Origin of the sequence: Nocardia sp. CA-129566 (assembly GCF_050956075.1) — a bacterium.
GTDB lineage: Bacteria > Actinomycetota > Actinomycetes > Mycobacteriales > Mycobacteriaceae > Nocardia.
This window is the reverse complement of sequence record NZ_CP192085.1, coordinates 7,797,007-7,812,674: the sequence shown is the minus strand read 5'-3', so window position 1 is coordinate 7,812,674 and position 15,668 is coordinate 7,797,007. Positions and strand designations below refer to the sequence as shown.

Genomic DNA, 15,668 nt, shown 5'->3' with positions numbered 1-15,668 from the left:
TGTGCCGCTGGCATTTTCGTCTAGCGTCCGAAATGTGGCCGCGTTGATTCCGCCGACCGCGTTCCGAAGTGATTCGGCTGACCTGCGCGAGAACGCGGGAGCTGCAAGCCGCCGTATCCTCGAGTGCTCGGCCCCGTCCATATTCAGCAGGTTTCGATCCAATGCGGGCGGCAACGAGAACCCCGAATACCCACCCCCGGAATGCCGCTTGTCCACACTCAGCCGCGCATCGGCCAGCAGCGCGGACACCTCGTCATACCCGCTGACCACCCAAACCGGTTGTCCACCAGGCAGTTCGGCTATGCGTACTGCCCCACGCCACTGCGCATGTGCACGCCACCGCGATCGCCCCGCCGTCCCGATCGGACACCTATCCACCACCACTCCTCACTGCCGCCCGCTTCGAGGATATTGCGCCGGATAGCGGTCGCCCGCTTCACCTTCGAAACCGCCTACCTCGCCCGCTGCGACGTCCAGCAGGCGGGTGGTCGCGACATTCTCGAATACTGGATCCCCGCCGAGGATCTCGCCGAGCTCAACACCCATATTGTCGGCAAATCGAAGTAGCCCACTGTTTCCCGCCCAACGCCCCCGTCCCGGCTGGGTCGGTATGGACCCAGCCGGGACCGGGGCGTCCGGGTGCGGCTTCAACTCACGACGCGGAAATGATCCCGCCATAGATCCCCCAGGTCCGCCCCTTGGACTTGCAGCTGAAACTGCCGTGAAATCCCTGCTCACACCGCGCCCCGGCATACTCGATATACGACCCCCACGTACCGGCCCCGGTCTTGACGTCCGCAAGATCCGGATTGCCACCCGCCAAGGTATGCCTTCCGACGGTGAACGTCGGATGCGCGGGCAACCACGCCTGATCGATCACAATGTCCCGCGCGGGCAAGGGGAATGGCAGAAAGCTGTACTGAACCAGCGCCTGACTCGCGAAATCACACCCAACACTGCCATCCCCAGCGATCGAGCAGTTCGTGGACCCGGACGAGAAATACACCGTATCCCCATCATCGGCCTGCGCCGCCCCCGCAAATAGCACCGGCACCAACCCCGCCACCGCCAATACCCCAACAACCCGTTTCACGATGTGTCGCATGCGAACTCCTCAACGATGTCGATAGTGCGAAAACCGAACCGACTTGTCTTTCGAACCCACCCAACTATTCGTTTCAACCATCACCGTAGACGGTCTTCCCACGTCAGTACCTCAGCGCCGTCGCAGCTACCGCCCCGCGCGACAACTCCGCATGTGACCACCACCGCCCCACACCTGCCAACGATCTCGTCGTGTGCATCCGGGCACCCCGTCCTTCAGTCGGGCACCTCATATGCGGGCTGCCCGGCTACGACAGAGTGTGCCCGGTCCGTGCTTGGGGCAGTCGCATCGCAGCGAACGCCGCTAGCACATGCGCGGCTGGGCTATTCTGCCGGTTCACCGACCAGGTTGGGGGGCATCGTGAGCGCAGCCGACGAGCAGGGCGTGGAGGGCCACAGCCAGCGCATTTCGAGGCTTTCACCTGCTTTGGCGCCGCTGTGGAGCGCCTTCCATAAGCGCTTGTCCACGGGAAGACCGGTGCAACGTGTCAAGGTCGGCCCCCTCGATCCTGATCAACAGGCAGCGCTGGCTGATTTGCTGGGACTATCGCGATTGCCGGGGCAGTACAAGACCATATCGCTGATGGACCTGGACGAAGTGCTCGCTGACATCACGGGCTGCACAACCTACGACGTGGTCGAGCACCTGCTCGGACCGGTCGGTGATCGCGCCGCCGAGCTGCGCAACGCGGCCGAAGAGCGAGACCAGTTGTGGGCGTGGCTTTCCGAACACGAGGTCGTTGCGGCCCAACCTGCGCTCGGCGAATGGGTGGTCGCCATCCGCCGCAGCGGTCTCATCGCCGGATCGACCGTTCGAACGCAGGCCGAACTCGAACGCGCTTTGCAGGTGCTGCACGAATTGCCAAGCGCCGGAACACCACTGCCGGTATTCGCGGACAGCGTGCTCGGTGATCCACATGGTCTCGACGAGGGCAGCCGACTACACACCATGGTCGTCCGTGGCTTGGCGGTGATCTACGGGATCGACCCGCCAACCGATGCGGGGCAGCTCCGAGCCCTGTGGGACCGAGCCGGTATCGCCGACGACGAAATATCGTCCACCGTCCTCGCCGCGGGATTACTTATCGATGGCGGGACAGCAGTTGGCCGAATCCTCCGGGAGTGTGCCGGTGCGGGGCAGGCCGCCGCGCTCACGCTCCAGCAGCTGCGGGCATTGCCCCGCATCATCGCAGCGCCGAGTCGGGTGTGGGTCGTCGAGAATCCGAGCGTGCTCGCCGTGGCGCTGGCCCGGTTCGGCGACTGCTGTCCGCCGCTGGTCTGTACGTCCGGCTGGCCGAGCAGCGCCGGGGTGCTGCTGCTGCAATTGTTGGCGCAAGCCGGTGCCGAGCTGTGCTACCACGGTGATTTCGACGGTGAAGGCCTACGCATCGCTGCCAATGTCATCGCCCGGGTCGGTGCCGTCCCATGGCGGATGACCACCGCCGATTATCTGAATGCGGTCGGTGAAGGGCCCGCGGTGGGTCGGGTCACGCCGGTGCCGTGGGATCTGGGTCTGTCGGCGGCCATGACCCGTGTCGGCGTTGCGGTTCCGGAAGAGCGGGTTGCGCACCGACTGCTCGACGAGGTCGCGGAGCTGCACGTGCGGTGAGGATCCCATCTGTCGGTCCCTGGGGCTAGGGTGGGCGGCTGTACCAGTTGCGCAAGGGGAGTCGCCGTGGACCCGATTCGTGTCCCGCCCGAGATGTTCCGCTTCACCAGCGGTGACCGAGCCAATCTGTATGTGTCGGTCCTGCATGCGTTCGGTGAAGCGAACGAGCGGCTCGAAACCTCGCTGGGCATCGACGACATCCGAACTCGGCTGCGTGCGGTTGGTTGGCTGGAGGCGCTGGAAGACAACGACCTGACGGCGGCGCTCGATCAACTGCGCCTGTGGAACCTTGTCGACGTCATCCAGAACCACTCCGAAAACTATCGGACCGCAAGCGAATACGAACATCGCAACTTGCAGTATTCCCTGACCAGACAGGGTGAGGCCGCGTTCGCGGGCGTCGTTCACGCGATGACGATGCTTGCATCCACCGGAGCACTACAGACCGCCGTACTCGACGCCATCTCCGATCGGCTCGGCGATCTGCTGTCGGAACTGGAATCGGGTACGGACCGCCGGGTGTTCAGTACGCTCAGCGAACTCGAGGCGCATCTCGAGGCATTGCGGGGCAATTCCAAACAATTCAATGGCGAACTGCAACGGTTACTCCGAGCCGAAGGCGCGGATCTAACAGTGTTCCATGAGGTCAAAGCAGCGACAGTTGCCTACCTTCAGGAGTTCCTGACCAATATCGAGCACCGCACGCACGCCATCACCACCCGCATCAGCGCCATCGAAAACTATGGGATGCAGCTGATGCATCATCGCGCTCTACTCGGCGCCGAGCTACCACAACTGACCGGCACCGATCCCGGGCTTGTCTGGCTGGAACACCGCCGCGCCCGCTGGGAAGGACTGCGGGCATGGTTTCTGCCCGCAGATGGTTCCGTACCCCGCATCGAGCAACTGCACCTGGTCGGTCGCAAAGCCATCATCACCTTGCTCCAGGTGCTGGACCGGATCACCGAGTCGCGGCGACGTTCCAGCAGTGCGGTATCCGACTTCCGGGAGCTGGCGAGATGGTTCACCGTGATTCCAGATCAAGACGATCTGCACCGGTTGTGGTCCACCGCCTTCGGGCTGAGCTCGGCGCGGCACCCGCACCTCGCGCACCCCGATCCCGAGTTGGTGAGCTCGACGTCAACGTGGACCGATGCACCTCCGGTCGAGGTTTCCCCGCTGCTCAGGTCGGCGGGCCGGACCGAGCGCTTCAGCCGCACCGGTCGGGTCCGAGATGTGGCCGCGATCAAGGCCACCCGCGCCGAACAAGCCGCGATCGAGCGCGCGGAACTGGAAGCCGCCTGGAACATGCTCGATACCGGTGGCGCCGTGCGGATTTCCGCATTCCGCCAACTCGATCACGCTGTATTCGAGCGACTGCTGGACCTGCTGGGCCGGGCCCTCGGTAATGCGCCGCAATCGGATGGAACCCGACGCGGCAGCACCACCGATGGACGGATCGAAATAGTCCTGCGGCTGCCACAGGACGGCGGGCGAGCCGAGCTGAAAACCCCGCGCGGACTGTTCAGCGGTCCCGACTACATCCTCGAGATTACTGCCCCCGGCGAGCGCCGAGGTCGGCGAGCGAGCGGAGGACGATCATGAGTGAACTCGCCAACCAGCTGGTGATCGCGGAAAAAGAGGAAATGTCGCGCGGCATACGGCAGTTGCTCGCCCACCCGTTGATCACCGAACACAGTGCACCGGAGGGATTCGACCTCATTCGGCGCAGGCGTGAGCCGATCGCGAAGTGGTTCGACTATTACTGCGGCTGGACGCTGACCATCGAACCGCGGCTGGGTTACGCACGACTGATCAAAGTTCGCGCCGCCACCGATCCCACCCGACCGGCGCGCCGACTTCGTTCCGGGCGAGCACCTTTCGATCGTAGGCGCTACGTACTGCTCTGCGTGGTCGCCGCCGAGCTGTTCGCGGCTCCGGTGACCACGATCGGTTTGCTCGCTGATCGGGTGCGGTCGGCCACTGCGACGGATCCGATACTGGCCGACTTCGACACCGCGAGTCGTAGCGAGCGGATGGCATTCGTCGACGTGCTGCGATTGCTCGAATCCTTCGGCGTGCTCGACGCTGTCGACGGCAGTGCCGACGCGTATGTGGAGTCGAGTGCGGCGAAGGTGCTGTATCGGGTCGACACGACGCTGTTGCTGCGACTACTGGCAGCTCCGGTCGGTCCATCCCAGCTCGGTGTGCCTGCCGAGGAAGTGCCGTTGCGGGTCGAAGATCTTTTGGCCGAGATATCCCGTGAACGTCGCTATGGTTTGGCCGGTTCGAAGTCCGGGCGGCACACCGACACCGCGGCCGTATCGGATGCGCAACGCAACCTGTGGCTGCGGCACACACTTTTCCGTCGCCTGATCGACGATCCGGTGCTGTACTTCGACGAGCTGTCCGACGAGGAGCGCGGCTACCTCTCGTCGCCGACAGGTCGGCGACTATTGCGCGGAGCGGCCGAGCAGGGCGGGTTCGTGCTCGAGGAGCGGGCCGAAGGGATCCTGCTGGTCGACGTCGACGGTCTCGCGACCGACAGCCGATTCCCCGACGACGCGGCCACGGCGAAGGTTGCGGCATTGCTGCTCTTGGACGCTCTTCCGGGGCCGACCACTATCGAGCACGTGCGCCGGGCGGCGGCTGAGCTGTTGGAACGGTTTCCACGCTGGGCACGCAGCTATCGCGGGGACGACGGCATTGCTCAGCTCGTATCCGACGCGATCGCCGTACTGTCTGCGTTCGGTCTCGTGCGGGTCACCGAATCCGGATTGGTGATACCGCGGGCCGCGGCAGCACGGTATCGGGTCGGCAGCGTCCGGATGTCCGATAACCGAGACGGGGGCGAGGAGTTGTCGACATGACCAGTACCGGTCAGGTTTCGCGTTCGGCCGAGGTGGCAAGTGCTGCCCAGCTGACGAGGGCTGTCCATGTGGCGAGAACTCCCCAGATGACAGGTGCTACCCGGGTGGCAAGTGCTGCAAAGGTATTCGAACGAAGGCTGGTGCGCTCGTGACGGTGACCGTACTCCGTAGCCCCCGCTCCGACGCGGATGTCGAGTCGGCAGTTCGCTGGATCCCTTCTCGCGCAGGCATTCTGAATATCTGGCGCTACTACGACGAAACCTTCGAGTTCCACGAGGGTCGCCTACTGCTACGCGGCCCGAACGGCAGCGGAAAATCCAAAGCATTGGAACTGCTGCTTCCGTTCCTCTTCGACGCCAACCTGCGCGCCAATCGGCTGTCCACTTTCGGCACCGGTGAGCGCACCATGCACTGGAACATGATGGGTGAGGGGGCCACCGGAACCACCCGAGTCGGCTACGTATGGCTGGAATTCCAACTGGCAGAAGACAAATGGTTCACCTGCGGCGCACGTCTGCAGGCCAGCAGCCATACCACCACTGTCCACCCCGACTATTTCACCACCAGCCTGCGCATCGGCACGCCGGACGGCATCTCGCTGACCACCGACGGACGGCCGCTGACCCGCACCGCATTGGAGGAATCGCTCGGTCCAAACGGCGCTGTTCACCCCAACGCGGGCGAATACCGCGCCGATGTTCGTTCGATCCTCTTCCCGACGTTGAACGAGCAACGCTACGACGCACTCATCACCGCGCTGCTCCAACTGCGGACACCCAAGCTGTCCCAACGCCTCGACCCCGCGTTGCTGTCGACCCTGCTCTCGAAGGCCCTCCCGCCCCTCGGTCAGGACGAAATCGAGGACCTCGCAGAGGGATTCGAACGGCTCGACGCGCAGCGCGAGCGGCTTGTGCGGCTGGAGGAAGAGGTCGCCGCGACCCGCACGCTGGCCCGTCAGCAGAAGATCTATGCCCAACGCGTGCTTCGCGCCCGTGCCGCCGCGTTGATCTCGGCGACCACCGAGTTGGAGAGGTTGTCCAGTGCGGCCAAGAAGTCCGCCGAGGATTACGAGTCCACTGCGGAGCGGAAAGCCGAGACCGAAGCACGGATAGAGACGCTGGAATCCGATCGTTCGGAGGCGGAGGCCCGCAAAGAAGGGCTGACGGAAAGCGAGGCGTACAAGCAGGGACAGGAGCTGGACCGGCTGCGTGCGGACACCGCCAAGGCGCAGGACAGGGCCGCCGGAATTCGCTCCGCAGCGGGGCATCTTCGCGCTGCGGCAGAGAAAGACGATTCGAGTTACCGGGCCGCCGCCGCGGTGGAACAGCGTCAGGCGCAGGTCGTTTCCGGTCTCGGTGCCGAGGCCAGACAAGCGGCGGTTCGCGTCGGCATGTCGAGCGTGTATGACGAGATCGCAACTGCATTACCTCTCGAATCCGGCCAGACCCCAACCGTGCTGCCTGTCACGGATCGAGCGCGGCCCTTGCTGCGTGGCGCGCTACGTGGCAAAAGGGACCAGATCGACGCGATCGGCCGGGCACTCGGTGCCCACGAACAAGCAGTCGAGATGCGACAACAGGTCGAACGCGAATTGGATTCGGCTCGAACGTTATTCGCCGAGGCAACGGACCGGCGCGGACAGGCGGTCGAAGCACGCGAAACGGCAGTGGACGAACTGAGCGCTGGATTGCTCGCCTGGGCCAGCGGCTGCCGCGAGCTCGTGTTCACAGACCCGCACGCGCTGATCTCGCGGGTCGAATCCGAATCGGCCGTGCTCACCGCGGTGAACGCGGTAGCGACCGCAGTGCTGGGAGATATCACCAGACGGGAAACATTGTGCGAGTCGGCGATCGCCACCGCACGTGGTGAACGCGAACAGCTTGTCGCCGAACGGGATCGGCTCGCCGACGAGCAAGACATCCCGCCGGCCGCGCCGCCGTGGCGGACCACCGATCGCACCCGGATGTCGGGCGGACCACTGTGGCGGCTCGTCGACTTCGACGACGCCGTACCCGAACCCACTCGGGCCCGGATCGAGGCGGCACTCGAGGCGTCGGGACTGCTCGACGCGTGGATCGGGCCGCGCGGCGATGTCATCGGCCACGACGTTTTCGCAGATCCCACCCTACTGACACCCATGACCGGTCGCTCATTGCTCGACGTCCTGATCCCGGTGTCGGACAGCGACGTCGAATCTGCGGCCTTGCGAAGACTGTTGAGCACCATCGCATTCGAAGACCACCTGCCCGCCGGATCCGTCGCGGCGATCGGTGCCGACGGCAGCTGGCGCCTCGGCAATCTCACCGGCAGCTGGACCAAGGCGCAGCCCGCCTACGTCGGCGCCCAGACGCGACAGCGCTCAAGAGAACGCCGGATATGCGAGATCGCTGAACTGATCGGACAATTCGATGACACACTCGCCGAACTCGCCAGCGAACAACAGGCGCTCGCCGTTCGACGCATGACAATCGGCACCGAACTCGACGCCAGGCCGGGGCACGACGACCTGACTGCCGCCGAGCAGCTGCTCACCAGGGCCGAATCGGATCTGGCCGCCGCCGACGGTGTCGTCCACCGCAAGATCGAGGACGTGTCGGCACGAGAACGCGCAGTGAAAACCGCCCTGCTCGAACTGTCGGGCCTCGCCTCGGAAAGCGGACTCCCGGCCGACCGCAGGTTGCTCATCACGGTGTCGACCGCGCTCGACACCTTCAGTGATTGTGCCGAGAAATGGCTCGACGCTTACGGATTCCTGTTGTCTGCGCGCGGGTCCGCAGAGCAACTTGCCGAACAACTTCGGCGCTCGTCGGGACTCGCCGAGCAACGCGAGGCCGAAGCGAGCGAGGCCGAAGCCGAACACCGAAGGCTGGCAGCAAAACTCGACGCCATCGACCAGACCATCGGGCTCGACTACCGCGAGGTACTGGCTCAGGTTGAGCAGCTGCGAACGCGAATCAAAGCACTCGGCGACGATGTCCGTACCGCCGGTAAGGAGGTGAACGACCTCAACGGCGATCTCGGCAGACTAGAAATTCGGCGCCTCACGGATGCCCAGGCACATCAAGAAGCATCGAATGCACGCGACTCCGTGGCACAGCGGTTCCGCCACCTGGCAGCGGGCGACTTCCCCGCCGACGGCGACATCCCAGACCTCCCCAAATTCCGCACCACCCTCACCGAATCCGAAGGTGTCCGAGCGACACTCGACGCGGCCCGCCTCGTGGCCGCTGCCTGGCCGACCATCCCACACGCCCCCAGCAACCTGGGCGACGCACTGAGCCGACTCGCCCAATCCGTACACGACAGCCGCACCGCCCTCAGCGCCCGCGCCGACCTGGACCTCGAAACCGACGAAGACATCCAGGTCTTCTCAGCCGTCGTCGACGGTGTCCGAGTCGGCGCCGCCGAACTACTGCGCCTACTGCGCACCGAAGCCGACCAGGCCACCCACGAAATCACCGCACAGGAACGAAAACTCTTCGACCAAACCCTGACCGGCGATACCCGTCGCCACCTCGCCGCCCGCATCCGTCAAGCCAACGAACTGGTCGACGGCATGAACGCCCGCCTCGAACGAGTACGCACCGCCTCCAACGTCGCCGTACGCCTCGTCTGGCAGGTCGCCCCCGACCTCCCACCCGGCACCAAGGCGGCCCGCGACCTACTCCTCAAAGACCCAGTCCGCCTCACCGAGTCCGATCACGAATCCCTGCACCAATTCCTGCGCGACCGCATCGAAGAAGCCAAAGCCGACGACACAGCAACCAGCTGGGAACAGCAGTTGGCCCAGGTCTTCGACTACACGGCATGGCATCGCTTCGTGGTCAAGGTCGACCGCGGGAACGGCGAGGGCTGGCAACTGCTCACCAAGAAGCTGCACGGCGCACTTTCCGGCGGCGAGAAAGCAATCGCTCTCCACCTACCACTGTTCGCGGCCGTCGCCGCGCACTACCAGGCGGCACCACGGGCACCCCGGGTGATCATGCTCGACGAGGTGTTCGTCGGTGTCGACACCACCAACAGAGGCCAAATCTTCGCCCTGCTCTCAGCTTTGGACCTGGATCTAGTGCTTACTTCTGATCACGAGTGGTGCACGTACTCGGAGCTCAGCGGCATTGGAATCCACCAGATTCTGACCGGAGATGGGGACGAGGCGGTCACGACGGCTCGGTTCACCTGGGACGGCCACGAATTGTTGTCGGACTGAAGATGCCCAGCGATGCGTCGCCGAAATCCGATTAGCTCCGTGAGCCTGTCGCAGGTTCTGACCTGCGGCGGTTCGCTGCGCAGTGCGCGGTTCCGGGGTGCGGTTGACGCTGGCCTGGATGGTCGTCGGGTCCGCGCGGTGCTGGTGCGGACGAGCATTCGCCAGCCGTGCCCGGATTGTTATGGCAAACAACAAATATCTTCGCGAATCTGTTGTGCGCCGCGTCACACTCGAATATGTTGTGTCGAACAACATTCGCTCTTGCTCGACCGCCCGGCCTGTTCGGGTGGTGGTTCGACGAAAGGCTCGCCCTCATGCGTAAGGGGATCCTCGGCATCGCGGCCGTATCGGTTGCGCTTCTCACCTCGCTCACTGCCTGCGGGGACGACAATAAGGACGCCGGTGGTGGGGGCGCCAAGATCGGCGTGATCCTGCCGGACAGCAAGACCTCCGCGCGGTGGGAGACGGCGGATCGGAAGTATCTGCAGGCGGCGTTCGACGCGGCGGGGATCAAGGCGGATATCCAGAACGCGCAGGGGGATAAGAACGCCTTCCAGACCATCGCGGATCAGATGATCACCAACGGGGCCACGGTGCTGATGATCACCAACCTCGACAGTGGGACCGGCAAGGCCGTGATCCAGAAGGCGAAGTCGCAGGGCGTGACCGTAATCGATTACGACAGACTGACGCTCGGCGGTGGGGCGCCGTTCTACGTGTCGTTCGACAATGTGAAGGTCGGCAAGCTGATGGGGGACGGGCTGGCCAAGTGCCTCACCGATAAGAAGGCGGTCAACCCGGTCGTCGCCTACCTCAACGGCGGACCGACCGATAACAACGCGACGCTGTTCAAGAACGGTTACGACAGTGCCCTGAAGCCGAAGTTCGATTCGGGTGAATACGTGAAGGGCCCGGATCAGGCGGTGCCGGAGTGGGATAACACCAAGGCGGGCACCATCTTCGAGCAGATGCTCACCGGCACACCGAATCTCGGTGGCGTGGTCGCGGCCAACGACGGTCTCGGCAATGCCGCGATCGCGGTGCTGAAGAAGCAGAAGTTGAACAGTCAGGTGCCGGTGACCGGCCAGGACGCCACCGTCCAGGGCCTGCAGAACGTGCTCGCGGGCGATCAGTGCATGACCGTCTACAAGGCCATCAAGCTCGAGGCCGATGCGGGCGCGAAGCTGGCGATCGCGCTGGCCAAGGGGGAGAAGGGCGAGGCGAACAGCACCGTCGACGATCCGGAGGCGAAGGCGAAAGTGCCCGCGGTGCTGCTGGAACCGAAGGCGATCTACAAGGACAACGTCAACGACGTGGTGGCCGACGGCTATGTCACGAAGGCCGAGCTGTGCACCGGCGAGTTCGCCAAGTTGTGCACCGATAACGGGGTTCGCTGATAGCCCGGTCGTTCCCGCGGCCGCGGCGGTGCGCGGGAACGACCGACATTTTCATGATCAACGGGGCGGGTGCCCTTCCGCGGTTGTATGAGGGGATCGCGGAAGGGCCGCCCCACACGTCAGGAGCAGTACCTATGCCCGATACAGCGGTCATCGAATTACGGGGGATAGAAAAGAGTTTCGGCCCCGTGCACGTCCTGCACGATGTCGCGTTCTCCGCGTACTCGGGTGAGGTGACGGCACTGGTCGGCGATAACGGCGCCGGCAAGTCGACCCTCGTCAAATGCATCGGCGGCACCCATCCCATCGATGCGGGACAGTTCCTGTTCGAGGGCACGCCGGTGCACGTGCACAACCCGAGGGACGCGGCCGATCTCGGCATCGAGATCGTCTACCAGGACCTTGCGCTCTGCGACAACCTCGACATCGTGCAGAACATGTTCCTCGGCCGCGAGAAGAAGCACGGCATCGTGCTCGACGAATACGGCATGGAGGAGTTGGCTGGAAAGACCCTGGCGGGTCTATCGGTTCGCACCGTGAAGTCGGTGCGCCAGCAGGTGTCGAGTCTGTCGGGCGGACAGCGGCAGACGGTCGCGATCGCGAAAGCCGTGCTGTGGAACAGCAAGGTGGTGATCCTCGACGAGCCCACGGCCGCGCTCGGTGTCGCGCAGACCCAGCAGGTGCTCGAGCTGGTGCGCACGCTGGCCGACAAAGGTCTTGCGGTGGTGTTGATCTCGCACAACATGAATGACGTATTCGCGGTGTCCGATCGGGTCGCCGCGCTCTATCTCGGCCGAATGGCCGCCCAGGTGCGAACTTCCGACGTGACGCACGCGCAGGTCGTCGAACTGATCACCGCTGGCCGCAGTGGAAGTCTCGGTCTCGGAAGTGGAGTGAAGTCATGAGTGAGCGAACAATGGGCACAGCCGCGGTGGCTACGGATAAGTTCGAGGCCACGTCCTCGCCGGTTGCCGAGCTGGTCAACTCGTATGTCGGGCGGGTGCGCAGCGGCAATATGGGTGCGCTGCCCTCGATTATCGCGCTGGCGGTGCTGACGGTGGTCTTCTGGATCGCGCGGCCGGTCTTCATGACGCAGGGCAATTTCGCGAATCTGTTCACCCAGGGCGCGGCCATCGCGGTGATCGCCATGGGACTGATCTTCGTGCTGCTGCTCGGTGAGATCGATCTGTCGGCCGGATTCACCAGCGGAGTGTGTGCGGCGGTGCTCGCGGTATTGCTCACCGATAAGGGATGGCCCTGGTACGCCGCGGTTCTGGTCTCGTTGCTCACCGGCGTCGCGATCGGGCTGACCATCGGGACGATCGTGGTGAAGATCGGAATCCCATCGTTCGTGGTGACATTGGCGGCGTTCCTGGCATTGCAGGGCATCGCACTCAAGATCATGGACAATGGGCGCAATATCTCGATTCGCGATGAGACGATCGTCGCGATCGCGAACAAGAATGTGCCGCCATTGCTCGGCTGGGTCATGTACGCGGTACTGCTGGCGGGATTCGCGGCGATCCAATACCGAAAACTGCGGGCGCGCACCAAACTCGGGCTCACCGGCGAGACGATCCCGGTCATCGCGCTGCGGATCGCGGCGGTCGCCATTGTCGCGGGCGCGGCGGTGCTGATCCTCAATGACGAGCGCAGCCGCAATCCGGCCATCAACTCGCTCAAGGGTATGCCGATCGTGGTGCCGTTGATCGTGGCGCTGCTGCTGCTGTGGACGTTCGTGCTCAACCGGACCTCGTTCGGCAGACATATCTACGCGGTCGGCGGCAGCACCGAAGCGGCTCGGCGCGCGGGCATTCCGGTCGATCGGATCAAGATCAGCGCATTCGTGCTGTGTTCGACAATGGCCGCCGTCGGCGGGTTGATCGCGGCCTCGCGCGCCAACTCCGTCGACCCGAATACCGGCGGCAGCGATGTGTTGCTGACCGCTGTCGGAGCCGCGGTGATCGGCGGCACCAGCCTGTTCGGTGGGCGCGGCCGGATGCTGGACGCGGTGCTCGGCGCGGCGGTGGTCGCGGTGATCAATAACGGGATGGGCCTGATGGGCTATAGCGCGGGCACCAAATTCGTTGTGACAGGATTCGTGCTGCTGTTGGCAGCCGGGGTGGACGCGCTGTCGCGCAAGCGTGCGTTGCCAGGAAGTTGACCGATTGACCGGGAGGAGGTTCGCCCGAATGAGAGCTGCGCCTTCCCCGGACGAGATCCGGCGGCAGAACCTCGCCGTGCTGCTGCGCCATGTCCACCTGAGCGGTCCGGTGTCGCGGGCGGTGCTCGCCGAGCGAATGGGGCTCAATCGCAGCACCATTCTGGCGTTGACCGCCGACCTCGCCGCGGCGGGTCTGGTGAGCGAGGAACTGCCGGGGCAGACGGGCAAGGCGGGGCGGCCATCGTTGGTGGTGCGGCCCGAATCGGACCGGGTCTACGGGTTGGCGCTGGACGTCGGCGCGGACCGGCTCGCGGTCGCGCGGGTCGGGCTGGGTGGGGTGATTCTCGCGCGGCGGGAGACGCCACGTCCCAGTGGCACATTCGATCCCCATGACGTGATCACCGCCTTGGCCGCCATCGCGGAAGACATGATTCGCGAGGCTGGACCCGAGACCGTGTGCGTCGGTGTGGGAGTCGCGTTCTGCGGCATGGTGCGCGAGGAGGACGGCGTCGTCCGATACGGTCCGAATATCGGCTGGGTCGATGTGCCGGTCGGGGCGCGGCTGTCCGAACGCCTCGGTCTGCGCGTCGCCGTCGGCAACAATGCCAATCTCGGCGCGCTCGCCGAACGTGAACGCGGCGTCGGCGTCGGTGTCGCGGACATGATCTACCTGCACGGCGAGGTCGGCATCGGCGGCGGAATCATTATGGGCGGCAAGTTGCTCGGCGGTGAGGGCGGCTACGGCGGCGAGGTCGGGCATATGATCGTCAATCCGGGCGGGCGGGCCTGTACCTGTGGGTCATATGGCTGTCTGGAGGCCGAGGCGGGTGAACTCGCGTTGATCGCCGCCGCCGGGCGGACCGATCTGACCGGCCGTGCGGCGGTCGAGGCGATCGTGGAGGCCGCGGCCCGCGGAGATGCCACGGCCCGAGACGCGTTGCACCGGATCGGCGATTGGCTCGGCTATGGCGTCGCCAATCTGGTCAATATCTTCAATCCGACCATGGTCGTCTTCGGCGGTGTGCTGCGCGAGATCTACCTCGCCTCCGCGGCCCAGGTCCGCAGCAGGCTGGCGGTGAACGGACTGCTCGCCGTCCGCGAGCGGGTGCGCCTGCGCACCTCGGCCCTCGCCGATGACGCTCCACTGGTCGGGGCCGCCGAATTGGCCTTCGCGGATGTCCTGACCGATCCGTTGCAGACCCTGGCCCGCATCACCAGCGGCTGACCGATCAACGCGCCGATTCGGCCTATCGGTGACAGTGGTTCGGCTCAGTTGGCAGTATCAGGGGATGACCGACCACATCGCCGCGTTCCGTCGCGAGCGTGACGCCGTTCTGGCCTTCTGTGCCCAGCTGACGCCAGCGGAATGGGCGGCACCGAGCCGAGCCGCGGGCTGGCGGGTGCGCGATGTGATCGCACATCTCGGGTCGGAGTGCCACCTGAACTTCGGTCCGGACGTGGTCAAGGTGATGCGCTCCCGGAATATCGAGCGGCTCAACGACGATTTCGTCGCCCGCCGCGCCGACTGGGAGATCGATCGGGTGGTCGGGGAATTCGCGACATGGAGTTCGCGGATCGCCATCGCGGCCCGCGCGACCCAGCCGTGGCCGCTCGGATCGATCCGTATACCGATCGGCGAGCTCGGTTCCCATCCACTGCGTTTGCTGCCGTCGATCCTGACCTTCGACTTCCACACGCACCTGCGCCACGACATCGCCCCCGCACTCGACAAAGAGATCCCCGCCACCGACGCGGACCGTATGAGATTGATACTGGAGTGGATGCTGGCTCTATTGGCCGACTTCGGTGCGAACCACCGGATCTGGCTCGACCGGCCGATCGGGTTGACGCTGACCGGAACCGGCGGCGGCACCTGGCGACTCGAACCGATCGGGCGCGGACGGCTGCGCGCGGTCGCCGGTGGTTCCGATGACCGGACGGCGGCGCAGATCACCTGTGCTGCGACGGATTTTCCATCCTGGGCGACAACCCGAACGCGCTGGCGATTCCACGATGTAGCCATCACCGGCGATGCGGAACTTGCCGAACGCTTCCTCGACTCGATCGACTTGGTCTGAACCCGGCTCGCACCCGGGTATCGCGACCAGGCGGCATCGCCTCCGCCACCAGTTCCGGCTGATCTTGTTCGAGCGGCACCTATCGGTGCCAGAGCGGTCGCTTGGGTGGTTTACCTGCGGGGATATCCGTGGCATGCTGTCGCGGTCCGAGCTCGGGGGTTGTGGTTCGAACTCATTGGGGGTGCTGCGTGGAGAGACATCCGTCGGGGCTTTCTTATGCGCCGAGGACGGAGCCGCCG

At 64.9% G+C, this 15,668-nt stretch carries 11 protein-coding genes; 10 read left to right on the top strand and 1 reads right to left on the bottom strand.

Annotation, left to right across the window (positions count from 1 at the left end; translation table 11 throughout):
- Positions 1 to 279: 279 nt before the first annotated feature.
- Positions 280 to 567: a hypothetical protein gene (locus tag ACQP0C_RS34660; RefSeq protein WP_433726947.1), complete on the top strand. Its 288-nt coding sequence runs from the start codon at positions 280 to 282 to the stop codon at positions 565 to 567.
- Positions 568 to 652: 85 nt separating this feature from the next.
- Here the strand turns inward: ACQP0C_RS34660 and ACQP0C_RS34655 are convergent, their stop codons facing one another.
- Complete coding sequence (locus ACQP0C_RS34655) at positions 653 to 1,105, bottom strand: hypothetical protein (RefSeq protein WP_433726945.1); 453 nt, start codon at positions 1,103 to 1,105, stop codon at positions 653 to 655.
- 15 nt (positions 1,106 to 1,120) lie between these two features.
- On the opposite strand from ACQP0C_RS34655, the gene ACQP0C_RS34650 reads away from it, so the two are divergent.
- The 9 genes from ACQP0C_RS34650 to ACQP0C_RS34610 all read left to right on the top strand — a co-directional run bounded on the left by ACQP0C_RS34650 (position 1,121) and on the right by ACQP0C_RS34610 (position 15,429).
- Positions 1,121 to 2,713, top strand: coding sequence for a TIGR02679 family protein (locus ACQP0C_RS34650; RefSeq protein WP_433726943.1), 1,593 nt, complete (start codon positions 1,121 to 1,123; stop codon positions 2,711 to 2,713).
- Between the two features lie 66 nt (positions 2,714 to 2,779).
- Positions 2,780 to 4,318 (top strand): TIGR02677 family protein, encoded by a 1,539-nt coding sequence (locus ACQP0C_RS34645; RefSeq protein ID WP_433726941.1) that lies wholly within the window; start codon positions 2,780 to 2,782, stop codon positions 4,316 to 4,318.
- Positions 4,315 to 5,583, top strand: coding sequence for a TIGR02678 family protein (locus ACQP0C_RS34640; protein ID WP_433726939.1), 1,269 nt, complete (start codon positions 4,315 to 4,317; stop codon positions 5,581 to 5,583). The genes ACQP0C_RS34645 and ACQP0C_RS34640 overlap by 4 nt, the downstream gene beginning before the upstream one ends.
- Before the next feature lie 154 nt (positions 5,584 to 5,737).
- Positions 5,738 to 9,790: a TIGR02680 family protein gene (locus ACQP0C_RS34635; protein WP_433726937.1), complete on the top strand. Its 4,053-nt coding sequence runs from the start codon at positions 5,738 to 5,740 to the stop codon at positions 9,788 to 9,790.
- 314 nt (positions 9,791 to 10,104) lie between these two features.
- The gene (locus ACQP0C_RS34630) at positions 10,105 to 11,187 is read left to right on the top strand and encodes a sugar ABC transporter substrate-binding protein (protein ID WP_433726935.1); all 1,083 of its coding nucleotides are present in this window, start codon (positions 10,105 to 10,107) and stop codon (positions 11,185 to 11,187) included.
- A gap of 134 nt (positions 11,188 to 11,321) precedes the next feature.
- Positions 11,322 to 12,092, top strand: a complete 771-nt coding sequence (locus ACQP0C_RS34625) for an ATP-binding cassette domain-containing protein (RefSeq protein ID WP_433726933.1) — start codon at positions 11,322 to 11,324, stop codon at positions 12,090 to 12,092.
- Entirely contained in the window at positions 12,089 to 13,351 is a 1,263-nt protein-coding gene (locus tag ACQP0C_RS34620; protein ID WP_433726931.1) for a sugar ABC transporter permease, read from the top strand. Before ACQP0C_RS34625 ends, ACQP0C_RS34620 begins: the two co-directional genes overlap by 4 nt.
- Before the next feature lie 28 nt (positions 13,352 to 13,379).
- On the top strand, positions 13,380 to 14,576 hold the full coding sequence (locus ACQP0C_RS34615; RefSeq protein WP_433726929.1) for an ROK family protein: 1,197 nt from the start codon (positions 13,380 to 13,382) through the stop codon (positions 14,574 to 14,576).
- 64 nt (positions 14,577 to 14,640) lie between these two features.
- Positions 14,641 to 15,429 carry a maleylpyruvate isomerase N-terminal domain-containing protein gene (locus tag ACQP0C_RS34610; protein WP_433726927.1) on the top strand — a complete coding sequence of 263 codons (789 nt, stop codon included), beginning with the start codon at positions 14,641 to 14,643 and terminating at the stop codon, positions 15,427 to 15,429.
- Positions 15,430 to 15,668 lie beyond the last annotated feature (239 nt).

Bases quoted from the DNA above. Each gene is read 5' to 3' on its own strand.
- ACQP0C_RS34625 (WP_433726933.1), top strand. From the start codon at position 11,322: ATGCCCGATACAGCGGTCATCGAATTACGGGGGATAGAAAAGAGTTTC.
- ACQP0C_RS34620 (WP_433726931.1), top strand. From the start codon at position 12,089: ATGAGTGAGCGAACAATGGGCACAGCCGCGGTGGCTACGGATAAGTTC.
- ACQP0C_RS34630 (WP_433726935.1), top strand. From the start codon at position 10,105: ATGCGTAAGGGGATCCTCGGCATCGCGGCCGTATCGGTTGCGCTTCTC.
- ACQP0C_RS34610 (WP_433726927.1), top strand. From the start codon at position 14,641: ATGACCGACCACATCGCCGCGTTCCGTCGCGAGCGTGACGCCGTTCTG.
- ACQP0C_RS34615 (WP_433726929.1), top strand. From the start codon at position 13,380: ATGAGAGCTGCGCCTTCCCCGGACGAGATCCGGCGGCAGAACCTCGCC.
- ACQP0C_RS34650 (WP_433726943.1), top strand. From the start codon at position 1,121: ATGTCGATAGTGCGAAAACCGAACCGACTTGTCTTTCGAACCCACCCA.
- ACQP0C_RS34655 (WP_433726945.1), bottom strand. From the start codon at position 1,105: ATGCGACACATCGTGAAACGGGTTGTTGGGGTATTGGCGGTGGCGGGG.
- ACQP0C_RS34640 (WP_433726939.1), top strand. From the start codon at position 4,315: ATGAGTGAACTCGCCAACCAGCTGGTGATCGCGGAAAAAGAGGAAATG.